The organism is Neobacillus canaveralius, from assembly GCF_047237705.1.
GTDB classification, from domain to species: Bacteria; Bacillota; Bacilli; order Bacillales; family Cytobacillaceae; genus Neobacillus; species Neobacillus niacini_K.
The window spans coordinates 58683-85147 of sequence record NZ_JBDFLL010000002.1 but is presented as its reverse complement, the minus strand read 5'-3'; the positions used below and the strand labels follow the sequence as shown (position 1 = coordinate 85147).

At 40.8% G+C, this 26465-nt stretch carries 25 protein-coding genes; 23 read left to right on the top strand and 2 right to left on the bottom strand.

Going from position 1 to position 26465, the window contains the following annotated elements:
• The first annotated feature begins 78 nt into the window (after positions 1-78).
• From ABC255_RS28620 to ABC255_RS28550, 15 genes are all read left to right on the top strand, one after another.
• Positions 79-924, top strand: coding sequence for a fumarate hydratase (locus tag ABC255_RS28620; protein WP_412998711.1), 846 nt, complete (start codon positions 79-81; stop codon positions 922-924).
• Between the two features lie 12 nt (positions 925-936).
• Positions 937-1497 carry a Fe-S-containing hydro-lyase gene (locus ABC255_RS28615; RefSeq protein WP_412998710.1) on the top strand — a complete coding sequence of 187 codons (561 nt, stop codon included), beginning with the start codon at positions 937-939 and terminating at the stop codon, positions 1495-1497.
• A gap of 24 nt (positions 1498-1521) precedes the next feature.
• Positions 1522-3231, top strand: coding sequence for an FAD-binding protein (locus ABC255_RS28610; RefSeq protein WP_412998709.1), 1710 nt, complete (start codon positions 1522-1524; stop codon positions 3229-3231).
• Positions 3231-4190, top strand: a complete 960-nt coding sequence (locus ABC255_RS28605) for a succinate dehydrogenase/fumarate reductase iron-sulfur subunit (RefSeq protein WP_412998708.1) — start codon at positions 3231-3233, stop codon at positions 4188-4190. The genes ABC255_RS28610 and ABC255_RS28605 overlap by 1 nt, the downstream gene beginning before the upstream one ends.
• Positions 4187-5065: a CoB--CoM heterodisulfide reductase iron-sulfur subunit B family protein gene (locus ABC255_RS28600; RefSeq protein WP_412998707.1), complete on the top strand. Its 879-nt coding sequence runs from the start codon at positions 4187-4189 to the stop codon at positions 5063-5065. Before ABC255_RS28605 ends, ABC255_RS28600 begins: the two co-directional genes overlap by 4 nt.
• Before the next feature lie 35 nt (positions 5066-5100).
• Positions 5101-5436, top strand: coding sequence for a molecular chaperone GrpE (locus tag ABC255_RS28595; protein ID WP_412998706.1), 336 nt, complete (start codon positions 5101-5103; stop codon positions 5434-5436).
• A 290-nt stretch (positions 5437-5726) separates the two neighbouring features.
• Positions 5727-6479, top strand: a complete 753-nt coding sequence (locus ABC255_RS28590) for a sulfite exporter TauE/SafE family protein (protein ID WP_412998705.1) — start codon at positions 5727-5729, stop codon at positions 6477-6479.
• Between the two features lie 107 nt (positions 6480-6586).
• Entirely contained in the window at positions 6587-8182 is a 1596-nt protein-coding gene (dcuS, locus tag ABC255_RS28585; RefSeq protein WP_412998704.1) for a DcuS/MalK family sensor histidine kinase, read from the top strand.
• A 2-nt stretch (positions 8183-8184) separates the two neighbouring features.
• Positions 8185-8892, top strand: coding sequence for a response regulator (locus ABC255_RS28580; RefSeq protein ID WP_412998703.1), 708 nt, complete (start codon positions 8185-8187; stop codon positions 8890-8892).
• A 172-nt stretch (positions 8893-9064) separates the two neighbouring features.
• On the top strand, positions 9065-10360 hold the full coding sequence (locus ABC255_RS28575; RefSeq protein ID WP_412998830.1) for a 2-hydroxycarboxylate transporter family protein: 1296 nt from the start codon (positions 9065-9067) through the stop codon (positions 10358-10360).
• Positions 10361-10423: 63 nt separating this feature from the next.
• Complete coding sequence (locus ABC255_RS28570; RefSeq protein ID WP_412998702.1) at positions 10424-12127, top strand: NAD-dependent malic enzyme; 1704 nt, start codon at positions 10424-10426, stop codon at positions 12125-12127.
• Positions 12128-12179: 52 nt separating this feature from the next.
• Positions 12180-13373 carry an NADP-dependent malic enzyme gene (gene ystJ / locus ABC255_RS28565; RefSeq protein WP_412998701.1) on the top strand — a complete coding sequence of 398 codons (1194 nt, stop codon included), beginning with the start codon at positions 12180-12182 and terminating at the stop codon, positions 13371-13373.
• Positions 13374-13676: 303 nt separating this feature from the next.
• Entirely contained in the window at positions 13677-13979 is a 303-nt protein-coding gene (locus tag ABC255_RS28560) for a hypothetical protein (protein WP_412998700.1), read from the top strand.
• Positions 13940-14389, top strand: a complete 450-nt coding sequence (locus ABC255_RS28555; protein ID WP_412998699.1) for a hypothetical protein — start codon at positions 13940-13942, stop codon at positions 14387-14389. Before ABC255_RS28560 ends, ABC255_RS28555 begins: the two co-directional genes overlap by 40 nt.
• A gap of 12 nt (positions 14390-14401) precedes the next feature.
• Positions 14402-14629, top strand: a complete 228-nt coding sequence (locus ABC255_RS28550; RefSeq protein WP_412998698.1) for an alpha/beta hydrolase family protein — start codon at positions 14402-14404, stop codon at positions 14627-14629.
• Between the two features lie 186 nt (positions 14630-14815).
• Here the strand turns inward: ABC255_RS28550 and ABC255_RS28545 are convergent, their stop codons facing one another.
• Both ABC255_RS28545 and ABC255_RS28540 read right to left on the bottom strand, forming a co-directional pair.
• Complete coding sequence (locus ABC255_RS28545) at positions 14816-15697, bottom strand: YsnF/AvaK domain-containing protein (protein WP_412998697.1); 882 nt, start codon at positions 15695-15697, stop codon at positions 14816-14818.
• 193 nt (positions 15698-15890) lie between these two features.
• Positions 15891-16730, bottom strand: coding sequence for a hypothetical protein (locus ABC255_RS28540; protein ID WP_412998696.1), 840 nt, complete (start codon positions 16728-16730; stop codon positions 15891-15893).
• A 746-nt stretch (positions 16731-17476) separates the two neighbouring features.
• Between ABC255_RS28540 and ABC255_RS28535 the strand changes: the two genes are divergently transcribed.
• The 8 genes from ABC255_RS28535 to ABC255_RS28500 all read left to right on the top strand — a co-directional run bounded on the left by ABC255_RS28535 (position 17477) and on the right by ABC255_RS28500 (position 26346).
• The gene (locus ABC255_RS28535; RefSeq protein ID WP_412998695.1) at positions 17477-18472 is read left to right on the top strand and encodes a LacI family DNA-binding transcriptional regulator; all 996 of its coding nucleotides are present in this window, start codon (positions 17477-17479) and stop codon (positions 18470-18472) included.
• A gap of 185 nt (positions 18473-18657) precedes the next feature.
• Positions 18658-20109 carry a sucrose-specific PTS transporter subunit IIBC gene (locus ABC255_RS28530; RefSeq protein ID WP_412998694.1) on the top strand — a complete coding sequence of 484 codons (1452 nt, stop codon included), beginning with the start codon at positions 18658-18660 and terminating at the stop codon, positions 20107-20109.
• A 58-nt stretch (positions 20110-20167) separates the two neighbouring features.
• Complete coding sequence (locus ABC255_RS28525; RefSeq protein WP_412998693.1) at positions 20168-21643, top strand: glycoside hydrolase family 32 protein; 1476 nt, start codon at positions 20168-20170, stop codon at positions 21641-21643.
• A 20-nt stretch (positions 21644-21663) separates the two neighbouring features.
• Positions 21664-22626 (top strand): carbohydrate kinase family protein, encoded by a 963-nt coding sequence (locus ABC255_RS28520; protein WP_412998692.1) that lies wholly within the window; start codon positions 21664-21666, stop codon positions 22624-22626.
• Positions 22627-23400: 774 nt separating this feature from the next.
• On the top strand, positions 23401-23736 hold the full coding sequence (locus ABC255_RS28515) for a hypothetical protein (RefSeq protein ID WP_412998691.1): 336 nt from the start codon (positions 23401-23403) through the stop codon (positions 23734-23736).
• A 31-nt stretch (positions 23737-23767) separates the two neighbouring features.
• Positions 23768-24934: a hypothetical protein gene (locus ABC255_RS28510; RefSeq protein ID WP_412998690.1), complete on the top strand. Its 1167-nt coding sequence runs from the start codon at positions 23768-23770 to the stop codon at positions 24932-24934.
• 118 nt (positions 24935-25052) lie between these two features.
• Entirely contained in the window at positions 25053-25388 is a 336-nt protein-coding gene (locus ABC255_RS28505) for a hypothetical protein (protein ID WP_412998689.1), read from the top strand.
• A 154-nt stretch (positions 25389-25542) separates the two neighbouring features.
• Positions 25543-26346: a hypothetical protein gene (locus ABC255_RS28500; protein WP_412998688.1), complete on the top strand. Its 804-nt coding sequence runs from the start codon at positions 25543-25545 to the stop codon at positions 26344-26346.
• Positions 26347-26465: the final 119 nt, after the last annotated feature.

Below are 26465 nucleotides of genomic sequence, written 5' to 3'. Positions count from 1 at the left end.
AATGCGGATCGATTAACCTTCAATATATAGATGAAAGTGAAGAAAAAAAGGTTGCTAAGATAACAGGAGGAGAACGCAATGCGAGAAATATCAGCGAAATTAATTACCAAAACAGTAAAAGAACTTTGTATGCAAGCGGCTTGTGACCTTCCGGAGGATGTAGAAGCTCTAATTGCGGCAGGTCTGGAAAAAGAAGAATCACAGTTTGGTAAATATAGCTTAGAAAAGATTTTAAAAAATGTAAAATTAGCGCGTGACGAACATGCCCCTATGTGCCAGGATACCGGCATAACCGTCGTATTCGTTGAGGTTGGCCAAGATGCACGGATTGTTGATGGTGATTTAAAAGCCGCTATCAATGAAGGAGTTCGTCAGGGATATGAGGAAGGCTACCTGCGTAAGTCGGTAGTAAAAGATCCGGTGTTTGACCGCAAAAACACAGGAGATAATACGCCTGCAGTCATTCATGTGGATATTGTCCCAGGGGACAAAGTAAAGCTTGAGGTGCTTCCCAAAGGCGCAGGGAGCGAGAATATGGGAGCCGTTAAAATGTGCAAGCCAGCTGAGGGAGTAGAGGGCGTGAAAGACTTTATCGTCAACTCGATCACACAAGCTGGGGGAAACCCTTGTCCACCGGTCATTGTCGGAGTCGGCATCGGCGGTACTATGGACAAATGTACGTTACTCGCGAAAAAAGCATTGGCAAGAAAAGCAGGTGAACCGAATCCTAATCCAGCTTATGCAGAGATGGAAGCGGAGCTCTTGGAGCGGATTAACAAGCTCGGTATTGGACCTCAAGGCTTTGGCGGAAAGGTAACGGCTCTTGCTGTTCATATTGAAACATATCCAACTCATATTGCCATGATGCCTGTCTGTGTAACATTAAACTGCCATGCAGCACGTCATAAAGAAGCCATTTTATAAGGGGTGCAGAACATGACAACGATTAAAAAATTGACTACACCATTAACATATGAACAAATTAAAGACTTACGGGCAGGCGACCAAGTATCGATCACCGGCGTCATCTACTCAGCAAGAGATGCTGCTCATAAAAATATGGTTGATGCCTTGAAAGAGAATCAGCCTCTTCCGATCGATGTCGAAGGACAAGTCATTTATTACGCTGGACCGACTCCTGCTAAACCGGGAAAGGTAATTGGTTCCTGCGGCCCGACGACAAGCGGGCGGATGGATGCTTTCTCTCCGCAAATGCTCGACCAAGGCTTAAAGGGCATGATTGGTAAAGGCCCTAGAAGCCAAGAAGTGATTGAATCGATGAAAAAAAACGGAGCCGTTTACTTTGCGGCCATTGGCGGTGCGGCAGCCCTGATTGCCGATACGATTAAAAAAGTAGATATTGTTGCCTATGAAGAACTAGGCCCAGAGGCGATCCGCCGCATGGAAGTGACAGATTACCCTTGCATTGTCGCAGTGGACAGTGAAGGAAACGATTTATACAAATTTGGAGTAGAGAAATATAGAATAGTAGATTAAAACATGAATCGAGGAGAAACAACCATGCTAAGCTATGATGTCGTAATTGTAGGAGCGGGTGGGGCTGGTATGATGGCAGCCCTCTCCGCCAGTGAGGACAAAAACCTACGCGTCGCTTGCCTTTCAAAAATTTTCCCAACACGTTCCCACACGGGAGCGGCACAAGGTGGAATTAACGCAGCAATGGGCTATCGGGATGCCAAGGATTCTCCTGAAAGTCATTTTCGCGATACGGTCAAGGGCAGTGACTTTTTAGCCGACCAGGATGCGGTTGAATTTTTCACCACAAATATGCCAAAGGTAATTTCTGAACTCGATTATTTTGGTGTTCCTTTTTCAAGAGATGAGAATGGCCGGATTGCCCAGAGGCCATTTGGCGGTGCTTCCAGCCCAAGGACTTGCTATTCAGCAGATAAAACTGGACACGTTATCCTGCACGCCCTTTATGAACAATGTTTGAAAAATGGCGTCCAGTTCCACAACGATTGGTACCTGTTGTCCCTTTCTGTGGAAAATGGCAATTTTGAAGGAATTGTCGCAATGGATATTCGCAGCGGTGAAATCCATGCGATACAAGCAAAATCTGTTGTGATTGCCACCGGCGGCTTTGGCCGTGTGTATTGGAGCCGAACCACGAATGCTATAAATATGACAGGTGACGGAACCGCAGCCTGCTTTAATGCAGGAATTCCATTGAAGGACCCGGAATTTGTGCAATTCCACCCAACCGGTCTAGCATCTACGGGTGTTCTTTTATCAGAAGCCTGCCGCGGAGAAGGCGGCTATTTAATCAATAAGGATGGCGAGCGTTTTATGGCTCGCTATGCTCCGGAAAAAATGGAGCTTGGTCCGCGTGACCTAGTGTCAAGATCGATTGAGACCGAAATTAAAGAAGGTCGCGGTTTTGGTGAAGGAATGGGCTCCTATGTACTGATGGACCTTCGCCATTTAGGCGAAAAGAAAATTATGGAGCGCCTGCCACAGGTTAGGGAACTGGCGTTGGATTTTGAAGGTGTCGATTTGGTTAAAGAACCGGTTCCGATTCGTCCGAGCTGCCATTATACGATGGGCGGAATTCACATCAGTGACTTTAGGACTTGCAGTACGCCGATTGAAGGCATTCATGCTGCAGGCGAATGCTGCAGTGTCTCGATTCATGGGGCCAACCGGCTTGGAGGCAATTCCGTGGCCGACGTTGTACTCTTTGGAAAGTACGCTGGATTGGGTGCAAAGGAAAGTGCGAAGCGTCGTTCGTTTACTTCTACGGAAAAGTTGCTGCGTGATACAGAAGTGTGGGTGGAGAAGTTCAACAGCATCCGTCAGAAAAAAACGGGTATTAATATGTTCAAGATTCGCGATGAGCTTGCGGAAACGATGTGGAATAATGTAGGTATTTTTAGAACGGAAAGTGATATGGAAAAGGCTTATCGAAAAGTGTCCGAGCTTCTGGAAGAATATAAAGAAGCTATGATTGGAGATTCCTCTGAACAGTATAATATGGCCTTTATTAATTACGTAGAAATCGGAAATATCTTGAAGCTGGCTAAAGCCATTTCCATGGGAGCGCTGAACCGTAAAGAAAGCAGGGGTTCTCATTCTCGTGCAGATTACCCGACTCGTGATGATGCTAACTTCCTTAAACATACAATGATTTATCAGGATGGGGACCAATACCGTTTGGAATATAGCCCGGTGAAAATTACGAAATATCAGCCGGAGGAGCGAAAATACTAATGTATACTAACCTATATTTTACAATTAAGAGATTTGATGGCGAAAGAGAATGGTATCAGGATTATGAACTGCCATTTGAAAAAGGAAAAACCATTTTATGGGTTTTAACCACCATTCGGGAACAGCTTGATCCAACTCTCGCGTTTACATCCGCTTGCCGGCATGCCATTTGTGGAAGCTGCGCAATCAGAATCAATGATAATGCATTTTTAGTTTGTAAAACCTCACTGGATGAGGTGCTCGAGACGTTCCAGACGAATCGGCTAGTATTTGATCCATTAAATAACTTTGAAGTTATCAAGGACTTAGCTGTCGCTTGGGAGCCTAAAATGGAGAAAATGGAGAAAGTCAAGCCGTGGATTATTCCTTCTGAGAAAGGCAGCAAAGAAGATGGATTTATTCAGAGTGAAGAAGACTTTCATCAGATTGCAGCCCCAACGGATTGTATCCTGTGCGGAATTTGTACTTCTGAATGTAATCAGCTAGCAGTCAATGATGGTACGTATTTAGATCCATTTATCCTAAACCGGGCCTACCGCTTTGCCGTCGATTCAAGGGACGCTGCCCCACAAGAGCATATTATGCCGGCTTTTGAAAATGAATTATGGAAATGCCTGCATTGCATGCAATGTGTGACGAAATGTCCAAAGGGAATTCCGTTAACCGAGCAAATTTCTTATCTTCGCCAAGAAACGATTAAGATGGGGGAGGTACGAAACCAAGGTGCAAAGCATGCCTTTGCATTTCATGATGACGTTAAGAAAAAAGGCCGTTTAAATGAAGTCATGCTCCCGGTCAAAACAGATGGTTTAATCACAACTGCGATGACCAAGGTACCATTTGCCCTAAGGATGATTCGGAAAGGAAAAATAAATCCATTCCATATACCAAAAGAAGTAGAAGGGATTAAGGGTGTCAGAGAACTTTATAAGTTTGCACAGGAGGTAAGTGAATCATGAGATACGCATTTTTCCCAGGATGTACGCTCGAGTCTGCAGCAGAAGAGCTGATGATTTCTACGAAAAAAGTAGCTGCGGCTCTAGGAATCGAATTAATTGAACTGAACGGCTGGACTTGCTGCGGCGCGAGTCATATTCAGGATGTCGATGACCTTTTAGCCACATCCATCAATGCCCGAAATATTGCTTTGGCAGAAGAGCTAAAGGTGGATAAACTTATCACCGTTTGTAATACGTGTACCTTAATGCTTCGTACGGCCAAGTTGAAAATGGATAAAAATGAAAAGATGCGTTCCAAGGTGAATGAAGGTCTTAACCGGGCGGGAATGGAGTATAAAGGAACCGTTGAAGTCACTCATTTACTTTGGGCATTAATCCAAGACTATGGTTTAGAAAATCTAAGGGCGAAGGTGAAACGTCCGTTGACGGGCTTAAAGGTAGCCAACTTTTATGGCTGTCACATCCTGATGCCGCCAAATATCATGGGGTTTGAGAACCATATGAACCCACAGTCAATGGAAATGGTTGCTAGTGTATTGGGTGCAGAAAGTGTTGATTTTGATCAGCGTCTTGCCTGCTGCGGATTCCATGCTGTTTTTCCAGCCGAACGGGAAGTAATGGATCTTACAGGAAAGAATTGCTTATCACCTAAGGCGCAAGGTGCCGACTGTATTGTTACCCCATGTCCTTTGTGCCAAATGCAGCTTGATGCTTATCAGCCGGATGCACAGAAAGGCTTTGGTGAAGATATTACGATGCCAATTCTTCACTTGCCGCAGCTGATCGGGCTGGCATTAGGGTTCTCTCCAGAAGAGCTTGCCATTCAAAGGCATGTTGTTAACGCAATTCCGATTCTTAATGAGGTATTGGTTTAGTCAAGGTTCTAGTCCGCTAAAAGGGGGGAGTTTCTATGCAATATGTTTTGGAAAAAAGAGCGAAATTGGTGGGGAAAATGGATAAAGGAAGTCTCTGGCTTCTAAATGTCCATGATGATTGGATTCATGACCAGTATGGTGAAAGCTATATTTTTCATGGGACGATTTATTCTTCTCGCGACCCATTTCATCCATTGTCGACATCGATTACCGGCTATTTTCAAGATGAAGACACGAAGAAATGGATTAAGGTTCGGAATGGTGCAGCAGTCTTTAATCCAGAGAACATGGCTGACTCTTGGGCGGCTAGACTTGAAGACTTCATTAAAATTAAGTTAAAAACCGGTGTTTATAAATACTTTAAGAAATAGGTTCACAAATTAGAACATATGGGTGCTTCACCGAATCCATAGAAAGTAAGACGTATTTATTAATAAGTTATAAAAAAGCTTCTCAGTAGTTTTTCAAACTTTGAGAAGCTTCTTTTATTACTTTCTAAAGTTACAAGACTATACCAAAGTTAATATCTTACGCAAATGGAAAATTTCTTTGACCCAAACACTTTTTTTATTTACAAAAAGCGCCCTGCTGGTTTCAAGTACTATAATAAATTTTGACAAATTTCACTAACCAAGTGGAAGTGTGTTTGGGAGGGGCAACTTTGATTATCACACTTACAATGTTCTTAATAGGTATTTTACTAGGGTTTATTGGGGCAGGAGGATCAGGTTTTATTATTGCTCTTTTAACCGTTGTTTTTGGAGTGTCAATCCACACAGCGTTAGGTACGTCTCTTGCTGCTATGGTGTTTACTACAATGTCTGGAGCTTATAGCCATTACCGGCAGGGAAATATTGATTTGAAAGCAGGAATTACTGTAGGTGTTTTTGGGGCGATTTTGTCATATCTTGGTTCCAAGATTGCCGTATGGATTCCGGTCCATTCACTCCACTTCCTTACAGCGGGAATGCTATTTCTATCCGCTATTATGCTAATGATTCGCCTTTTTATTGTAAATAAGCTTAAAGAAACAAATAAAGGAGAAACTAAATCAACTGGCAGCTTTTTATTTAGGGCAGCTGCAGTCGGTATAGTATCTGGTATTTTATCTGGTACGTTTGGTATCGGGTCGGCTCCATTCATTCAGCTTGGATTGATGATGGTGCTGGGTCTTTCTGTACAAAAATCAGTCGGCACAACGATGCTTGTTATTCTTCCGATCGCTATGGCAGGCGGGACAGGCTACTATTTTGAGGGTTACTTCGACGTTCTGCTTTTGGTTCAGGTGCTTACTGGAACGATGATCGGTTCTTATATTGGAGCCAAATTTACCAACAGTGTGCCATTGCTAATTTTAAAAAGTGCTATGGTTCTCACACCAATTATGGCGGGTGCAATTTTGCTGATTCGATGATTTAAAATAGAGACTGCTTGAAGCTTATTTACTAGCTTAGCGGTCTCTTGTCATTTAATGGAATAGTCATATTCATTTTATAATTTAGCAAATGCCTGGAGGATATCATGAAAAAAGCCAAATTAAGTTTACAAGCCATTATTATTATATTTGTATGCATTGTCGTCGCTTTATCACTTGGAATAACTGATTTGCTAATAAGCAAAGGGATTACCTCTAGTGTGGAAGAAACACAGAGAGAAAAGGCCCTGAATGTTGCAAGGATGGTTGCCATTAGCCCACAAGTGGTTGGGGTTCTTGAAGGGGAAAATAATCAGGAAGAAGTTCAAGATTTTTCCAATCGGGTAAAAGTTTTAACGAAAGTTAACTTTGTTGTGGTTATGGATATGAAAGGAATTCGGCATTCCCACCCGGATCCCGGTAAAATTGGAAAGCACTTCAGGGGTGGAGATGAAGGGCCAGCCTTACAAGGTAAGGAGTACGTATCGATCTCAAAAGGCTTACTTGGCCCATCAATGCGGGCGTTTACTCCAATTATGAATTCACAAGGAAAACAAGTCGGTGCAATCGCAGTAGGAATTTCATTAGAAAATGTAACAAAGGCGGTACATAAAGGTCAGATGGGTATGGTTATTGGCACCTTAATCGGAATAATGTTTGGGGTAGTCGGTGCGGTGGGACTTGCGAGATACATCAAAAAAATCCTTTTAGGACTCGAACCATTCGCTATTGCTAAGCTGCTTGAAGAGCGAAGTTCCATGCTGCAGTCTGTGCGAGAAGGAATTATAGCTATTGATCAGGAAGGGAAAATTACCCTTGTAAACAGGGCAGCTAGTAAGCTTTTTAAAAAAGCTGGGCTTAAAGGAAATCCTATGGGGATGAACATTGAAGATTATTTGCCAGAGACTCGGTTAACTCGCATTATAAAATCGGATGAAACGGAGTTAGACCAAGAACAGAACTTGCATGGGGTAAGGATCCTAGTAAACAGGGTGCCGGTTGTTGTTGAAAATCAACCGGTGGGAGCAATCGCTACATTTCGTGATAAAACCGAGGTTCAAGTTTTGGCCGAACAGCTCACTGGTGTGCGCAATTATGCGGATGCTCTTCGAGCACAGGCGCATGAATTCATGAATAAACTTCATGTCATTCTTGGACTGGTTCGTACAGAACAATACGAGACACTCGCTAACTATGTGAGTGAAACGGTTAACCACCGTGAAACGGAAGTGGGCTTTGTAACGAAGAAGGTCCTTGATCCTGTTCTTGCAGGATTTCTGATTGGAAAGCTAAGCTTTGCAAGAGAATCAGGAGCTTCACTATCAATTGATTGCACAAGTAAACTTTCCAAACCAGCGGACCAGAAAATTACACATGAGCTAATTACAATCATTGGAAATCTCGTCGATAATGCAATGGAGGCAATTGCGAACTGTCCAAACAAAAAGGTCGAACTAAAACTGGATTACGCAGAGGATATCTTAACAATTGAGGTTAAAGACACAGGGATGGGAATGGCACAATCAATCCAAAATAAAATACTGGATAAGGGCTTCTCTACGAAAGGAGATAACCGTGGGTTTGGATTATATCTTTTGGCACAGGCGGTTGAAAGGCTTGAAGGGGACATGATAATTTCGTCCAAGCCTGGTAAGGGAACTAATTTTGCTGTGTATATACCTTATAAAGTAGGGGATGAATAGAAATGATCAGTGTAATGATTGTCGAAGATGACCTGATGGTAGCAGAAATCAATAAACAATACCTTTCCAAAATGGACGGGTTCCGTTTGGTTGCAACAGCCAATTCAGTAGATGAAGCGATCCGTTTGCTAAAAAAGGAAGAAATACAGCTTATTCTTTTGGATAATTTTATGCCGGGAAAGCTTGGACTTGAGCTGTTGGCGTATCTTCGGAAAAATGACCTTGAAATTGATGTAATCATTATTTCTGCTGCTTCGGACTTAGAGCGAATCCAGAAGGCATTGAGGTACGGTGTTGTAGATTATATAATTAAACCTTTTGAGTTTGAAAGGTTTAATGCTGCTCTAGCTAGTTACCAGCAGAAAACTATGTTTATCGATAAACAAAAAGCTGTTAGTCAACAGGAACTTGATAATTTTCTTTTAAACAGAGAGGAACATACAATAGCAGAGGAACTTCCAAAGGGGCTAACAAAGGATACATTAAAGCAGGTATGGGAAGTGGTTCAGGAGTTGAAGGAAGGTCCTTTTTCCACTGATGAAATAGCAAATCTTGTAGGCATCTCAAGAGTCTCTGCTAGAAAGTATCTTAACTTCCTTAGGGATTTAGGAATCCTTGATGTTAAGGTTATCTATGGAACCGTCGGAAGGCCAGTTTATCAGCATGAATATAATCAATATAAAGAGCATTTAATTAAAAACTTTCTGTAAGCAGTGATTGAAACTGCTTACTTTTTTTATTTACAAGAAGAATTACTAAACTTTCATAAACTATGAAAACGTTTTATCTGAGAATATGATAGACACATAACATATTAAAGGGGGATTACTTGTGGCACAAACTGCTAGAAAATTGGAACCGATTACACCGGTTGCTGAGGCTATTGGTGAAAAAAGTTTATACACAAAGATATTCGGGTTGAATATTGGCGCTGTCCCACTTCCGCTATACATTATTATTGCAGCTGTTGTCTTTTTCGCAACGGTTTATGAAGTATTACCGGCAGATATGATCGGGGGCTTTGCAATTATTATTACTATGGGTATTCTGCTGGGGGAAATTGGGATGAAGATCCCTGTCCTAAAAGATATTGGCGGTCCAGCTATTATGGCGCTACTTATTCCATCGATTTTAGTCTATTTTAGTTTTATTAATGATACTGGGATCAACGCTGTTACTCAGTTAATGAAAACCTCAAACTTCCTTTATCTTTATATCAGTATATTAGTAGTAGGAAGTATTCTTGGGATGAACCGTAAAGTCCTGCTCCAGGGCTTCTCTAAGATGTTCGGCCCGCTTATTCTCGGTACACTCGCTTCTGTAGGTGTTGGAGTATTAGTTGGCATGTTGTGTGGATACTCTGCAAAACATACATTGTTCTATATCGTTGTTCCTATAATCGGTGGGGGCATCGGTGAAGGGATCCTGCCACTTTCCATTGGTTACGGCCAGGTTCTCGGAGCAGCTCCAGAAACATTTGTGGGCCAATTGATTCCGGCTGCTGTTATCGGAAATATTGCGGCAATCATTTGTGCAGGTCTCCTTTCTCGTCTCGGTCAAAAGAAACCACACCTAACTGGCAAGGGTGTTTTGGTTAAAACAAAAGGCGGAGATGGTATTACTGAATCCGCAACCATTAATAAGCCAGTTGACTTCCCGCTGATGGGAGCAGGTCTCTTAATGGCGTGTACATTCTTTATCCTTGGAGGACTTGGACACATGTTATTGGGAATGCCAGGCCCTGTACTTATGATTGTTGCTGCTGCATTGGTAAAAAGCCTTAAGCTCATGCCGGCAAAAATGGAACAAGGTGCCTACCATTTGTACAAATTTGTATCATCAAGTCTTACCTGGCCATTGATGGTCGGACTTGGAATGCTATACATTCCACTTAAAGACGTGGTAAAAATCGTTACTCCTTCATACGTAATTGTTTGTGTTGCTGTAGTGGTTGCGATGGTCACAACTGGTTACTTTGTTGGAAAACTTATGAAAATGTATCCTGTGGATTCTGCCATTGTTACAGGCTGCCATAGCGGTCTTGGAGGAACAGGAGATGTTGCAATCCTCTCAGCTTCTAACCGTATGTCATTGATGCCTTTTGCCCAAATATCTACAAGACTTGGCGGAGCATCTACTGTTATCCTGGCAATCATGCTGCTAAAGCTCTTAAGCTAACTTTAAACAAAGATTAAAGACAGGCAGCAAATAGCTATTTTTTTAAAGAAAGAAGGAAATTTCATGAATGTTCATGAGAATATAATTATCACAACATTAAGAGGAAAAGAGATTCTCTCTAATCCTTTTTTGAATAAAGGAACGGCTTTTACTAAAGAGGAAAGGGAAGAGCTTGGACTCGACGGCCTGTTACCACCCCAGGTGCTCACCCTGGATGAACAGGTGAACAGAGCTTATGAGCAATATTCTATGCGGACGACGGATCTGTTTAAAAACGGTCTTCTCTATGATTTATATAACCGTAATGTTGTTCTGTTTTACCGACTTTTGAAAGAACATTTAGCAGAAATGCTTCCTATCATCTACACTCCTACTGTCGGGGATGCAATCAGGTCATACTCCCATAGCTATCGTCGCCCAGGTGGCTTATATCTTTCAATTGAGAATCCTGAGGGCATCGAAAAGGCATTTTCTAATCTTGGACAACCTAAAGATGGCATTGATTTAATCGTCGTTACCGACTCCGAAAGCATTTTAGGTATAGGGGACCAGGGTGTAGGTGGTATTAATATTGCGATTGGTAAACTTGCCGTTTATACAGCAGCAGCCGGTATTGATCCAAGTCGTGTTCTGCCAGTCGTCCTGGATGTTGGTACGAACAATCAGGATTTGATTAACGGTCCCTTTTATATCGGTAACAAATTCGCGCGTGTTCGCGGTGATCGTTATGATGATTTCATTGATTTATTCATTCAGACTGCAAGAAAATTCTTTCCAGAAGTACTTCTTCACTGGGAGGACCTTGGCAATGTGAATGCCCGAAAGATCCTGGACAAATACGGTGACAAGATCCTTACCTTCAACGATGATATTCAGGGAACAGGTGCAGTTACTCTTGCTGCTGTAATGTCTGCATTGAAAATATCAGGTACTTCTATGAAAGAGCAGCGTATTGTTGTTTTCGGGCCAGGGGCTGCCGGTATCGGTAACGCTGATCAAATAGCAGATGCTATGGTTCTTGAAGGGCTGACCAGAGAAGAAGCCCACGACCGTTTTTGGGCTATCGACTATCGGGGTTTACTAACTGATGAAACACCAGATGTCCTTAATTTCCAGAGACCTTATGTAAGAAAAGCGGAAGAAGTAAAGGACTGGGATAAGGATGAGGATGGAATCATTTCATTAATAGAAGTAGTTCAGAGGGTGAAGCCAACGATCTTAATCGGTACTTCCGGACAAGCCGGGGCTTTCACTGAGGAAATTGTTAAAGAAATGTCTAAACACATCGAACGCCCAATCATCATGCCTATGTCGAACCCTACTTCCTTGGCTGAGGCAGTTCCGGATAACCTGATCAAATGGACAAACGGAAAGGCTTTAATTGCAACCGGCAGTCCGTTTGCCAATGTAGAACACAACGGCGTTTCCTATGAAATTGGACAGTCTAATAACGCATTTGTATTCCCAGGTCTCGGATTGGGAGCTATTGTTGCAAAGGCTGAAAAGATTTCAAAAGGAATGTTTGCAGCAGCTGCTTATGCGGTTGCAAGAATGTCAGACACTAGCACACAGGGGGCATCTCTCTTGCCACCAATTGAAAAACTTCATGAAGTTTCAAAATACGTAGCCATTGAAGTAGCCAATGCTGCAATACACGAAGGAATTTCAAGGGCGGATATCCAGGATATTGAGGCTGCTATTGAAAATGCTATGTGGAAACCTGAGTATAAAAAAATAAACAGCGTGGGCATTTGGACAAGAATTTAAAAACTAATGTGAAATAAAGCGCAAAAACATTTTAGGAAAAGGGAGAGGTATCATGAACACATTGCGTGACAGAGCTTTACAAATGCACCGGGACAAACAAGGGAAATTAGAAGTGAAAGCTAAGGTAGCGATTAAAAATGAAGATGATTTGAGTCTAGCGTATTCACCTGGTGTTGCGGAGCCGTGTAAGGAAATATATGAAGATCGAAATAAAGTATATGAATATACGATGAAAGGAAATACCATTGCAGTTGTTTCAGATGGTTCAGCAGTATTAGGGCTGGGTAATATTGGCCCTGAAGCAGCGATGCCAGTCATGGAAGGAAAAGCAGCTTTATTTAAAAGTTTTGCTAACGTGGATGCATTCCCTATTTGTTTAAATACACAAGATGTTGATGAAATAATTGAAACGGTAAAGCGTCTTGAACCAACATTTGGCGGAGTGAATTTAGAAGATATATCTGCCCCAAGATGCTTTGAAATTGAAGAACGTTTGAAGAAAGAAACAAAAATCCCCATTTTTCATGATGACCAGCATGGTACAGCAATTGTTACTCTTGCTGGATTAGTAAATGCTCTTAAACTAATAAATAAAAAGATAGAAGAAATAAAAGTGGTTATTAATGGTGCGGGTGCAGCAGGTGTTGCCATTGCTAAATTGCTATTAAGTTTTGGCGTGTATGATGTCATTTTATGTGATACAAAAGGTGCAATTTATGAAAATCGCCAGTTTGGCATGAATCCATTTAAAGATCAAATTGCCAAGCAAACAAACCGTAACAATGCAGAAGGAAGCTTAGAGGAAGTCGTTGTCGGTGCAGATGTCTTTGTTGGTGTATCTGCTGCAGGTGCAGTAACAAAGGATATGATTAGAACAATGAGAAGAGATGCTATTATTTTTGCTATGGCAAATCCTATTCCGGAAATTATGCCAGATGAAGCAAAAGCTGCTGGAGCAAAGGTAATCGGCACCGGACGCTCTGATTTTCCGAATCAGGTCAATAATGTGCTAGCTTTTCCAGGGATTTTCAGAGGTGCTCTAGATGTTCAAGCGACACATATAAATGAAGAAATGAAAAAGGCTGCAGTATATGCCCTCTCTTCACTCATTTCAGAAGAACAACTATCAGAAGACTTTGTGATTCCTAGTCCTTTTGATGACCGTGTTGCTTCAGCGGTAGCTAAAGCTGTTGCAACTGCAGCAGTAGAAACAGGAGTAGCGAGGAAATCCTTTGTAACCTTGTAAAAATAATAAATCTAGGTATCAGGCAACCTAAATGGACAAATGTCTTTATAAGGATGAGATTGTCAACATCATTAAAGCGCTTCAACCGGTGAAATTAACCTAGTGTATTAATTAACAGAAGCGATGCTTAAAAATAATAGCATCGCTTTTTATATGGATGAATCTTTGATTCGAGTAAGTTAATTCTTTCATTCTATTATTATTTAATCCTATTTATTTTGATACTATAAAAAGTAAAGACTTAATAAGGTGCTTTTTCTGTATTAGTGATAGGTTCAGATAAATATATAGGAGGAGAAAACAATGAAATCAGAAGTGATTAAGTTTTATGAGGATCGAGAAGATGTAACCTTAACAACCTATGTGATTTCAGATTCGCCGGAATTATTAGGAGGTAATAAGCGGCCTGCAATTATTATTTGTCCAGGTGGAGCCTATTTATCTTGTTCCGATAGGGAAGGCGAAGCGGTAGCACTAAGATTTGCAGCCATGGGATATCATGCATTTGTTCTTGTTATTCAACTTATATGGGAGGGGAGTTTGGATTTCCTGATTTTCAAAAAGAATTGGAAGTCAATGAAAAAAGCATACATCCTGCACCTATGAGAGAAATTGGAAAAGCAATGCTCGTGCTAAGAGAACATGCTGATGAATGGCTAATAGATGTTGATAAAATTGCTATCTGCGGATTTTCAGCGGGCGCGCACAATTGTGCAATGTATTCGGTGTACTGGGATAAGCCAATCATCCATGAATATTTCAATGAAAAACCGGAAGCGTTCAAACCAGCTGCTACAATTCTTGGGTACACATTAAGTGATTATCTTCTTATGCGTTCCTTACCAAAAAGCCCTATAGATCAGAAACTGTTTGAAACATCTAATCTTGCGTTTACAGGTAACAAAAATCCTAATGAGGAAAAGCTTAAAGAAGTAAGCCCAGCTTTACATGTATCAGAGAGTACCCCACCTATGTTCTTATGGGCTACATCAGAGGATACATTGGTTCCAGTCTAGCATACATTAAAGATGGCTACTGCTTTGGCAGATAAAAATATTCCTTTTGAAGTTCATGTTTATGAGAAAGGTCCACACGGCTTAAGTCTTGCTACACAAGCAACAGCACAGGCAAAAAGCCAAATCTATCAAGATGCCTCAAGATGGATTGTAGAGGCAGAAGCATGGTTGGAAAAGAGATTTGCATTGGAATTGCCAGAAGTCACACCATGGGAATTAATGGGACAAGGCAGGGAGTAACATTGTAAATTTTATTTGATAATTGAATTGGATTCTACAATTAGTAATCCTTATTTACATTATCATACCAATATATATCCAATATATATTTTAGGGAAAAAGGGCCAGTCCCCCAGACTGCTAAAATGCTAATGCGGGGGTGACTGGCCCACTATCCCTAATAGATAACTCTTAGGACAACATCCATTAGAATTTATCAGTATCCACACTATTTCTGTCAGAAGTGGTTTCAATGTCCGTAGCGTCTCCCTCTTGGGTCACTTTTGCTTCCTCACGCTTAATATTTTCTGTTACCTGTTGGGTTTCCGTAACTTGTTTCTTGCCAATCACCAGTTCTTCAGCAACGACGGGTTTCTTTGTCACTTCTACTTTCTCCTCAACAATTGGAACGCGGATGGTTTCTTCATCGCCGATTGGTATGGTTGTGTCTGCTTCTGCTTCAGTATTGTCGACTGACCTTCTTTCTACATAGACCTCATCATGTGTTACCGGGACATTTACTGTTTTCTGTTCTTCAACCACATCTTTTTTTACCTCTACCTCACCGGTCTGAACACGTTGTTTATTCACATCCAACTGTTCTTCCCGCAGCTCTAGTGATTGCTGCTTATCTGTGTCAAAAGTATCAACAAGACCTGTTTGATTACGAGCAAAATCTTCTGTAGAGATACGGTCGGCAGCGCTAACGTTCTCTAATCCTTTTTCAGCGAGAAGCAGAATCATTCCGGATTTGATATCCTCTTCGTATTTTAACGCATCTGCTTCACTAATACCTTGAGCAATCAAATGATCATAATAGGTATTTCTGCCGTCATTTTGGACGGTATTATCCACAAATGGGGTAAACAGGCTTGCTAAGAACCCTAGGTGGTCTTCTGAAGGTGGATTATTCCTTGTGGTTATTTCCTGAGAAGCCACCCCTGTTTCCTCTTCGATGGTGGAAGGGACATCTGCTGTATTGGCAATAATTGAAAAGTCTTTTCTGGAATATCCTTCGTTTTGGAACACCTCAATGGCCTGAATTACTTCATCACTGGAATTATAAACCCCTAAAACTGTTTTACCCATAGTTATAGCCTCCATTTCCCTTTTTGTTTTTTGTTTGCTGATAAAGCATACAAAATATACTTACCCGGTTTAACACCAGTGCAAACAAATTTTCTCTGCATGAACAATCCTCCAGGGGTCTTTTAGATTGATCTTTTTGGGGAAAGCTGCTGTTTTTAACGGGACGGGGGCTGATGTTATACTCAAATCTAAATTAATTAAGCAATTTTAGATATTTTCTCCCTTTTTGTGGATAGATTCCTTCGGTTTGAAACCACTCCCAGAGCAAGGTGCCGCTCTTTCGGCCAATACAGCCACTCATAATAAGTTCAGGAACGATTAAATGGGTCGGCAAGCCTTTTACATAATAGGTTATGTTTGTGTTAAATTCTTTTAATACAGTAATCTGGTCAATGATACTTGTGACCTCAAAAAGGCTATCCCATCTTTTGGTGCATTGCTTGAAACTCTGGTTAGCTATTTCGATTTGTTGTTCGGGGCTAAAATCTTTCTGATGGAGTTGTGGGAAGTCTCTTAAAAAAATGGTATTCAGCACTTGCTCACATACTTTCAGGTCGGAAATTGCCTCCTTTGAATACTTATCTACAACTGCAAACCATGTTGTGCCAACACGCTTATCAAGCCACTGGATAAACATCTTTAATTGGGAAAGGAAGGTTTCTACTTGTTTTTGATCAGGGGTAATTCTCATAACATGAGGAAAGTGGGTGAAAATCAGTTCTTCCCAGAATGGTCGTTTGCATTTTTTCCATGAGGATGGACAGTCATCTTCCAAAACGGTGGTCATAAAGTTTGATAAGATACGGAGAAACTCATTGCGGTCTTTGTCATAGGGGCGTATAAGTTTATAGTCGATAAAATCCTTGCCATAATATAAAAAGTGTCCTCGGTACCTCATGTCAAATTCAGCACTTATCTTTATATTTTTTAATAGATCTTCACGCTCTTTTGGATTTTCAAAATGCTTCATTAATACTTTCACTTGCATTCCATTCTCGTCACAAATATCCTTCGTATTGTTGCTATTCTTCATAAATCAACCTGCTTCCATAGTGAATTGTTTTTTGGAAAAGAAAAGAGAGGGTTAAAGGAGAATTTTGCTGGGACTACTTGTAGTATATACTTCTCATAAACGTATAGAATGGTTGAATTATGTAGCTTTTGTGAAATTCACTAACATTTTGCTAACGCAATTCAGTGAAAAACATTAAAATCCCGTTAAAGCTGGTATGATACTGATTGCCCAAACCACTTTTCAATATAAAATTTCCACATATATTTCCTCGACAATAAATTTTTTTAGTAAATAGATAATAGCTTGATTTAAAAGAGTTTACAGCACTTTTAAGCAAACGATTAGTTAGTATACAATTTGTTGCTATTTGCTGGAATATGTATTCTACTAGTTTCTATTGTCAGTTTTGAAGAAAATTCCTAACAACCACAACTATTATTCGACAGTTATTTCTCTTGAAAACCGCCCTAAGTAGTTTATTTAAAGAGTTTACCCACTTTTCAATCAAACGTTTAATTTGCTAATTTAGTTTTAACCAAACGATTGATTAGAAAAGCTCTAAATGCTGTTAATCATGTGTTTAATCCACCTTAGTCAGGCAGAATTTGTAGAGAAGTTGACTATTAAAAAACGGTGGTAAACATTTTAGCTTTATTGATAGATTTATATCCCTGCGTTCAGATGGGTATTTATTGGTCCATGGTGGACGGTGCCATTTATGTTACTATAATGATATCGAAATTGAAATGTTATGAGGTAGAGTAATGAATACAATTGTAGATATTGCCAAGCTTGCAGGTGTGGCAAAAAGTACGGTTTCTCGGTATTTAAATGGCGGGTCAGTTGGGGATGCGACAAAGAAGAAAATTGAGCATGCCATCAAGGAAACCGGGTATATTCCAAATCCATTTGCGCAGAGTTTAAAAGCGAAGAAAACGAATATTATTGGCACGATTGTCCCGAGACTTGATTCCTTTGCTTCTTCACAAACGTTAATTGGCATCGATGAACAATTAAAAAAAATGAATTATCAGATGCTTATTTCCAATACTAGTCAAAATTTAGAGCGAGAGATTGAAAGTATTTATAGCTTTGCTAATCAAAAGATGGCGGGGATTATTTTGCTTGCTACTGAAATCACCGAACAGCATATCCATGCCTTTGAAAGTGTTAAGGTTCCAGTACTGTTAATTGGACAAGAACATGAGGACTTTCATAGTCTGATTCATGATGATTTACATGCTGGCTATGCGATGGGGCGGTATGTTCTTGAAAAAGGATATCGGAAAATTGCTTATTTAGGCGTAACTGAACGGGATATTTCAGTAGGCGTGAAACGAAAGCAGGGTTTTAAAAAGGCGATAGATGAAGTAGACGATTGTGATGTTCAATTCTATGAGACATTATTCAACATTCCAGCTGCACAAGCCAGTGCAAAGGAGATCATCCATGGATTTCAGCCTGACATCTTTGTTTGTGCAACTGATAATATTGCTCTTGGTGTTTTGAAGGCATCATATTCAGAGGGGATTACGATACCACAGGACTTAGCTGTTACAGGCTTTGGCGGCTATGATGTGACAGGAATCATTCATCCGGGGATTACGACGGCGAAGTTTTTTTACAAAGAAGCGGGGGAAACCGCTGCAAGACATATTGTTGAGTTAGTCAATGAACGGTCTGTGGAAAAAGTAACACTTTCTAAATTTGAAATAATTGAGCGGGAAAGCGTTGACAATTTCTTTAATGCTCCCCTATAATAAAGATATCGGAACCGGTTCCAATAAAGAGGGCCTATTTCACTTGGTAACAATTGAATGTGGTTTCTCTTTTAACCAGTTATTTTTTTAGTTAATTTCGGAACCGGTTCCACGTTTGAAAAGATTTATTTTTTTGGTTTTTTATGGAACCGGTTCCTATTACGGATGAAAAGAGGGGGATTAAGATGGATCATAAAAAAATTGCTCGGGAAGTACTGGATGCCATTGGCGGTACGGAAAACGTATCAGCTGCAGCGCATTGTGCCACACGCTTACGTCTTGTACTAGATGATGAATCAATTGTTAATCAAGCTGCGTTGGACAACATGGATGTCGTGAAAGGGACCTTTTCAACAGGAGGTCAGTTTCAAATTATCTTAGGGTCTGGAACAGTGAACGAGGTCTATAAGCACTTGGCGGAGATGTCAGGTCAAACGGAAATGTCAACGAGTGATGTAAAAGACGCAGCGACGAAGAAACTGAACCCAGTTCAGCAATTTGTCAAAATGCTGTCAGACATTTTCGTTCCGATTATTCCAGCGATCGTAGCTGGCGGTTTATTAATGGGGATTAACAATGTCTTAACTGCTCCAGACTTGTTTATTGAAGGAAAATCCTTAGTGGATGCCAATCCAGAAATGGCTGATTTAGCGGCACTTATTAATACATTTGCAAACGCTGCCTTTGTCTTTTTACCTATTTTAATTGGTTTTTCAGCAACGAAACGGTTTGGTGGGAATCCTTTCCTTGGGGCTACTCTTGGAATGTTAATGGTTCATCCAGACCTATTAAATGGGTACGGTTACGGTGCAGCAGTACTGAATAATGAAGTCCCAGTTTGGAATCTTTTTGGTCTAGAAATAGAAAAGGTAGGCTATCAGGGAACCGTACTTCCTGTACTAGCCGCTTCTTTTATTCTAGCAAGAATTGAAACTTCCTTACGTAAGGTTGTTCCATCTGCTTTAGACAACCTATTAACACCGTTATTGTCTATTTTTATTACCGGGGTTTTAACGTTTACTTTGGTAGGGCCGCTGACACGCTCAGCTGGTAATCTATTAACAGATGGAATTGTCTGGTTATATGACACAACAGGTGTCATTGGCGGGATCATTTTCGGTTTACTTTATGCACCAATTGTTATTACAGGTATGCACCATAGCTTTATTGCGGTAGAGACACAATTGCTTGCAGATATCACGAAAACAGGTGGATCATTTATCTTCGTCATTGCGGCGATGTCAAACATGGCACAAGGAGGAGCGACTCTTGCGGTACTAAAAACAACGAAAAATGCCAAGATCAAAGGAACTGCTTCAGCAGCTGGTATCTCTGCTTTACTAGGGATAACAGAACCAGCAATGTTTGGGGTTAATTTGAAATTACGCTATCCATTTATCGGGGCAATTATTGGTTCTGCGGTTGGATCTGGCTTTGTTACATTGTTCAAGGTTAAAGCGACTGCACTAGGGGCAGCAGGTATTCCAGGGGTCATCTCAATTCGCCCAGATACGATTATTTCTTATATTATTGGTATGGCCATCGCATGTGCCGTAGCTTTTATCGTCACACTTGTTTTAGCGAAAAGGGAAGAAAAAAAAGCAGGTAAACAAACATCTGATCAAGCAGCAGCATAATAAAATAATGAAAAGGAGAATCCCGTGATTCTCCTTTTGCGCATTAGGAGTGAACAGCATGGAATGGACAAAAGAGCAGCGATATAGAACCTTGAACGACGTGTCCGAAGAGGAAATCCAAGGGTTAGCCAAACTAGTGAGTCAATGCCCATGGCGCCAGTCTTTTCATATACAGCCGGAGACAGGATTGTTAAACGACCCGAATGGATTTAGTTTTTTTAATGGGGAATATCATTTATTCTATCAATGGTTCCCGCTCGGACCGATTCATGGGTTAAAGCATTGGTATCATACGAAGTCTAAAGACTTGGTACACTGGGAAAATGTTGGAATGGGTATTGAGCCGTCGAATCAGTTTGATAGTCATGGGGCATATTCCGGAAGCGGAATTGAGCATGATGGGAAATTATACTTCATGTACACGGGCAATACTCGTGATGAAGATTGGAATCGGCATCCCTATCAATGTTTGGCTGTGATGACTCGTGATGGAGGCATTGTCAAAATGGATGCACCGGTAATTACAGAGGTTCCTAGCGGCTATACTGATCATTTTCGTGATCCAAAGGTTTGGAAAAATGGGGAACTCTTCTATGCTGTGATTGGCGCTCAAAGGGAAAATGAGACTGGAAGTGTTGTTTTATATCAATCTAGGGATTTAAAAGATTGGAAGTTTATGGGCGAAGTGAAGACAGGGTTAGGTGAAGATTTCGGTTATATGTGGGAATGTCCGGATTACTTTGAGATAGAAGGGCAAGGCGTATTCCTATTCTCTCCACAAGGGTTAAAAGCAAAAGGTGATAGCTATCAAAATATTTATCAATCAGGGTATGTAATTGGAAGTCCAATAGATTTAGAAAATATGGAATTAAAGCATGGTGCGTTCCATGAGCTGGATCGTGGTTTTGATTTTTACGCACCGCAAACAACGGTGGATCACCAGGGAAGGCGGATTTTAGTCGGCTGGATGGGATTACCGGAAATCGACTATCCTACCGATAAAAATGGTTGGGCACACTGTTTAACACTTCCTCGTGAGTTAACAGTTAAAGGAGGAAAACTCATTCAGCAGCCAGTCGATGAGCTGAAATTGCTTCGCGGGAAAAAGGTAGAAACTAGTCAAAAGGTTGAAAATGAAGCGATTTGTTTGGATAACTTTGAGGGAGACGTGTATGAGCTTCTTGCGGAATTCTCTAATAATACGGCTGATGAGTTTGGTTTGGAACTCCGGGTTGGAGAAAATGAGAAATCCGTAATTAAATATGATCGTATTGCGAAAAAGGTTGTGTTTGATCGGACTGAGTCAGGTGAACCCTTTGCTGAGGAGTTTGGTACCGTTCGGAAGTGCACGTTGGACGCTGAAAAGATTTCGTTCCGTATCTTTGTTGATGTTTCCTCTATTGAAGTGTTTGTAAATGGTGGAGAGGAAGTATTTACCGGAAGGATTTTCCCTGGTAAAACTAGTAATGGAATCACTGTGTTTTCCCGCGGTGGCCAAACGAATGTACAGGCTGTTAAATGGGATATTAAGTAAGCTATACGAGAGGTGAGGAAATGGGAAAGCTTTTTTCGATTGGTGAAGTGTTAATTGATTTTATTCCTCTTCAAAAAGGGGTGGCCTTAAAGGATGTTATCTCCTTTGAGAGAGCTCCAGGAGGGGCACCGGCAAATGTCGCTGCTGCCGTTGCCAAATATGGGCAGAAAGCAGCGATGATTTCTAAATTAGGCAACGATGCGTTTGGCGACTTTTTAGTCGAAAAGCTTGTCGAGGCTGGTGTTGAGACGGACAAAGTATACCGGACTAGTGAGGCGAATACGGCCTTGGCTTTTGTCTCATTAAAAGAAAACGGGGAACGTGATTTTTCATTTTACCGTAATCCTTCTGCTGATTTATTGTTAAGCAAAGAGGAAATCGATCCAGCTTGGTTCCAAGCGGGGGATATTCTCCATTTTTGTTCGGTTGATTTAGTGGAAAGCCCGATGAAACAGGCTCATAAAAAAGCAATTGCTGCTGTTTCTGCTGCGTGTGGCTTGGTCAGCTTTGACCCAAATGTGCGGCTGCCGCTTTGGGAGAACCCTGAGGAATGTCGCAAAGCAATTCTAGAATTTTTACCGTCTGCTGATATCGTTAAGGTCTCTGATGAAGAGCTTGAATTTATTACGCGTATAAAGGATGAATCGGTGGCGATACAATCGTTGTTCGTTGGAAACGTGAAGGCGGTAGTCTACACAAAGGGAGCTGCCGGGGCGGATCTGTTTTTAAAGAATGGAAGGTTTGAATCGGGTGGATATTCTGTTGAACCAGTGGACACAACCGGAGCGGGTGACGCGTTTATTGGCGGATTTTTATATCAATTGCTAGAATTGCAATCAAATCCGGAAAACCTTGAAGAGGTACTGCGTGACCACCAAGAACATATCCTCAAATTTGCCAATGCTAGCGGTGCACTTACTACAACAGGAAAAGGAGCTATCTCTGCACTGCCGAGTAAGAGGGAAGTTGAAGAGCTTATGTGATAGGATCGGAGCGTGACCAAGGGGACGGTTCTTGTGGCAAGAACTAGATTCATAAAAAACCATAAGAACTGTCCCATTTGCTTCTTTACGAGAAATCTAAATAGTGGATTATCGTAAGTGGTGCTATTAATGAATTACGAAATTTAATTATCGTATGAAATCAAAGAGGTAGGTTTTTGGGGTAAAAAAAGATCCTCATTTTTCTTAGAGAATCAATTTGAATCAGTGGTTGTCAATAAATTCTTTAATTGTAGCAGGGTTTACGGAGTTAGGATTGAGTGCAAAAGAAGCTAAAACTAGGTATTTTCCATAAGTACCGATAAACTTTTCAAATTTTTTCATTTAAATTACCACCTTTCAAAATTTATACTCTTATTATCGTTTATAAACTTTCTTTTGACAAAGCTCTAGAAAACGGAAACATTTATCTAAAAAGCGGTTACAAATCCAATGGTTTTTCATTGTTTTTCTTATTAAAAAGGGAGTGAGTTTTATCCTCCTGAGTGGGAAGAAAATTGTTGATAAAGGAACCATTGAAAACGCCTAGGTCTTCAGGCGTTATTTTTTATAAATTTTGGAGGACTACCGGTACAAAATAACCAATTTCTTCTTTTTTATAGAATAATAAAAAAATAGCTTTTATAATAAATAGGAAAATAGAGGGAATGCACTAAGGGTGGACCGAGGGGACGGTTCTTGTGGCAATAACTAGGTTTATAAAAAACCATAAGAACCGTCCCCATGGCACCTGGCAACCCAAGAGCAGGTGATGATGTGAGTATTAACGTTAATTTAGCCGCGTCGCAGGCAAATAAAATCAACGATTATTCCTCTAAACTAATTGAGGTTAAAAATAACTTAAATAGGGTGAAAGGGGATCTCAACAACGGTTGGAACGCAAAAGAAATGGTGTACATAAACCAAAGTATTGACAGTATTAATCAAGAAATTGCAGCCCTTTCCTCAAAACTAAACTCTATCGGATCGGATGTCCTCTCGGCTGCACAGCAGATTCAGCGTAAAGAGGAAGCTGAAGCAAGAGCAAAAGCGGAGGCAGAAGCAAAGGCAAAAGCAGAAGCAGAACAAAAAGCGAACGCCGCTGGAAATTAACTGAAAAGGTAACTATAGGAGGTGCAAAACATTGCCGCCCATAAAGATTCAAACAGATTATGTTAAACAGACTGGAGCCAGTATTGGTCCAATGTCACAAAAAGTATCAGAGGTTAGTGATGGTTTAAGCGTTCTAAGGTATTCAATTGATCATGAAATCATGAATCGGGGGAATTTACGTTCAAGGTTCAATGCTGCTATCACGTCAGCTAATCAATTAGAGACGCGGATAAAAAACTTGGACCGGTTTATTGCTCAATCCATGGATCAGTATTGCCGGACAGAAACGGAGCTAACCAAAAAATCGGAATCTGCCTCAACCCCTGAATCTAAGAAATCAACCATCGCAGATATCTTAAATGTCTTTAACTACATCAATGGAAAACTTAGTATCGGGGATGCAGCCTTAGTTGGAACACAACTGTTCACAATCGCACTTAGTGCTGGGATTTCACGGAAGCTTAAAATTAATTACATAGGCGGGAAGCCAGGGTTTTGGAAGAAAATTAAGGGTGATTATAAATTTACAGTTGGAGCTCATCCATCCTGGAAGAGTAGAGGAAGAGGAAGATATGACTCGAAGTTGGCTCGTGCCATTTACAATTTTTCAAAATCGAGCCCTACGAATCCGATTGTAAAGCAACTTCAAAAGATAGCAGCTTCTTATAATAATCCTTCAGCTCTATTAAAGCATGCTGCTGGTTTTCCAAAGAATTTGAATCTGTTAAAAGCAGATACTTTATCGGGTACATTTCAAAAACGAATAACGACGGGAACAAAGGAAATTGCTGAGCACCTAATCGATGCAAAGGGATGGACCAAGGTAGCAAAGAAAGTCCCATTGGCTGGCATGGTAATTTCAGTTGCTGCCAACGCTGCGGAAATTTGGGATCCTGACAATGCGGATAAGACCCGTGGAGAAAGAATGGGACGAACATTTGCTGGAATTACCAGCGATTTAGTCGCAATCGGAGCAGGGGCTAAGGTCGGTGCAATGATTGGCAGTGTGGGCGGACCAGCCGGAATCGTAGTGGGCGGTGCCGTGGGTGCCTTAGTCGGTGGAGTCGGAAGTATTGTCTTTGAAGACCAGATTAAAGATGTTGGCGAAAAGCTTGGAGGAGCAGTTGAAACAGGAATAAAAGATATTGGTGAGGGGATTAATAACACCTTTAAATCCGTTGGAAGCTGGTTCAACTAGAGAACAGGGGACGGTTCTAGTGGCATAACTCGCTTTAAAAAAAGCCGCGAGAACCGTCCCTGTGGTTTTTGTGGTTTTCTTGACAACAAATCTCAGAATAAAGGATAAGGAAAGAAAAATGACTTTAGAAACATTGGAACGAATCGAAGAATTACTAATCTATTTTCTCGGAGTTCAAGTAATTTTCAGTATCTTAGTATTTTTACTTGGCAGGATCATGCTTGATGTGTACGAGGCGGGTGTTTCTGAAAATCCAAAAACGGTATTTCAACGGACGTATACGTTTGTGATCAATGCTTTTTTTGGTATAGGACCATATCTGAACAAGAAATTTTTAAAGTACTCTTTTTTTAAAAGAAAGTTCTTTATGTTAATTTCTATTATTGTCCAACTTTTTGCCTCTGTTATTGTTTATTATGGGATTAAATATCTGCTTCGGGCGATTTTTCTATAAACGCTATGGACCATAGGGACGGTTCTTGTGGCATAACTAGCTTTGCGAAAAGCCATGAGAACCGTCCCAGTGGTCTTTAACTAGCTTTGCGAAAAGCCATGAGAACCGTCCCTATGGTCTTGGTCTTCATAATGAAAAAAGGAATGTGAAATAAATGGATTATATTATGACTTGTACATCTGCGGAGCTTGCCCTCTTAGTAACGCTTAGTGGATATCCTGGTGTAGCAAAAGGTATTGCGGAGGCTTCTGTTGGAGAGAAAGGTCCAAAAGAGTGGGAAGCGATTATGGAGGTGACTACTCACCAATTAATCCTAAAGCAGCTCTGGGATGACGAAAGAGAGTTAAAGGGAGAGATTCCATTAAAGGATGAAATTCAGCAATTTATTCAGAGCTATGTTGAATCGAAATGGATGATTCGCTGCTCAAATAAGGGACAATCCAACATTCTAATGTTACACCATATTGAAAACGATACATGGATGTCTCATATCATCGATCGGGACATTATCCATGAATTCGCCTATATCAAAGGTGCAGATATTCCAAGCATAATCCGAAACTATTATTCTTTTTCGGAAGAGGGTATTGAAAGAGCCCAGATGTTTCATCTCACCGATCAGGCATTTGATTTGCTTAGTGAAAATCAAAACGCAGGTAAAGTAAGGAAACTAAGCAGTTTTTCACCTATAGAAGAGCAGAGCTTTCGATTGTTTCTCGATGATTTAGAATCAGAGGGCTGGTCTCTTTATAATATTTCAATGTTTCATAATCCAAGTATTGAAAGAGACCCGATTCTTGAAAATATTGTCTTCTTTCTTCCCGCAGCGAAAGGGATTTGGGTCGTAGAATATACGGACCATCCAACCGCACCAGTAAAGGTTGAATTAAATACATTTGAGCAGTGGTGTGATTTGTTAAATGGTGTAGGGCTTGAAGCTTCAAGTGTAAATAGATGATAACGAAAATCCATATGAGAACTCTCATGTGGATTTTTTTTATGGGACCAATGGTTCTTTATTCTTATCTCATTTTTGAAAAATCACTAGGAACAAAAGGCTAGAATGGCTCTGTATCA

What these genes read in the sequence shown, in the direction of transcription:
- ABC255_RS28620 (WP_412998711.1), top strand. Translation starts at nt 79, where the DNA reads ATGCGAGAAATATCAGCGAAATTAATTACCAAAACAGTAAAAGAACTT.
- ABC255_RS28615 (WP_412998710.1), top strand. Translation starts at nt 937, where the DNA reads ATGACAACGATTAAAAAATTGACTACACCATTAACATATGAACAAATT.
- ABC255_RS28610 (WP_412998709.1), top strand. Translation starts at nt 1,522, where the DNA reads ATGCTAAGCTATGATGTCGTAATTGTAGGAGCGGGTGGGGCTGGTATG.
- ABC255_RS28605 (WP_412998708.1), top strand. Translation starts at nt 3,231, where the DNA reads ATGTATACTAACCTATATTTTACAATTAAGAGATTTGATGGCGAAAGA.
- ABC255_RS28600 (WP_412998707.1), top strand. Translation starts at nt 4,187, where the DNA reads ATGAGATACGCATTTTTCCCAGGATGTACGCTCGAGTCTGCAGCAGAA.
- ABC255_RS28595 (WP_412998706.1), top strand. Translation starts at nt 5,101, where the DNA reads ATGCAATATGTTTTGGAAAAAAGAGCGAAATTGGTGGGGAAAATGGAT.
- dcuS (WP_412998704.1), top strand. Translation starts at nt 6,587, where the DNA reads ATGAAAAAAGCCAAATTAAGTTTACAAGCCATTATTATTATATTTGTA.
- ABC255_RS28580 (WP_412998703.1), top strand. Translation starts at nt 8,185, where the DNA reads ATGATCAGTGTAATGATTGTCGAAGATGACCTGATGGTAGCAGAAATC.
- ABC255_RS28570 (WP_412998702.1), top strand. Translation starts at nt 10,424, where the DNA reads ATGAATGTTCATGAGAATATAATTATCACAACATTAAGAGGAAAAGAG.
- ystJ (WP_412998701.1), top strand. Translation starts at nt 12,180, where the DNA reads ATGAACACATTGCGTGACAGAGCTTTACAAATGCACCGGGACAAACAA.
- ABC255_RS28560 (WP_412998700.1), top strand. Translation starts at nt 13,677, where the DNA reads ATGAAATCAGAAGTGATTAAGTTTTATGAGGATCGAGAAGATGTAACC.
- ABC255_RS28550 (WP_412998698.1), top strand. Translation starts at nt 14,402, where the DNA reads ATGGCTACTGCTTTGGCAGATAAAAATATTCCTTTTGAAGTTCATGTT.
- ABC255_RS28545 (WP_412998697.1), bottom strand. Translation starts at nt 15,697, where the DNA reads ATGGGTAAAACAGTTTTAGGGGTTTATAATTCCAGTGATGAAGTAATT.
- ABC255_RS28540 (WP_412998696.1), bottom strand. Translation starts at nt 16,730, where the DNA reads ATGAAGAATAGCAACAATACGAAGGATATTTGTGACGAGAATGGAATG.
- ABC255_RS28535 (WP_412998695.1), top strand. Translation starts at nt 17,477, where the DNA reads ATGAATACAATTGTAGATATTGCCAAGCTTGCAGGTGTGGCAAAAAGT.
- ABC255_RS28530 (WP_412998694.1), top strand. Translation starts at nt 18,658, where the DNA reads ATGGATCATAAAAAAATTGCTCGGGAAGTACTGGATGCCATTGGCGGT.
- ABC255_RS28525 (WP_412998693.1), top strand. Translation starts at nt 20,168, where the DNA reads ATGGAATGGACAAAAGAGCAGCGATATAGAACCTTGAACGACGTGTCC.
- ABC255_RS28520 (WP_412998692.1), top strand. Translation starts at nt 21,664, where the DNA reads ATGGGAAAGCTTTTTTCGATTGGTGAAGTGTTAATTGATTTTATTCCT.
- ABC255_RS28505 (WP_412998689.1), top strand. Translation starts at nt 25,053, where the DNA reads ATGACTTTAGAAACATTGGAACGAATCGAAGAATTACTAATCTATTTT.
- ABC255_RS28500 (WP_412998688.1), top strand. Translation starts at nt 25,543, where the DNA reads ATGGATTATATTATGACTTGTACATCTGCGGAGCTTGCCCTCTTAGTA.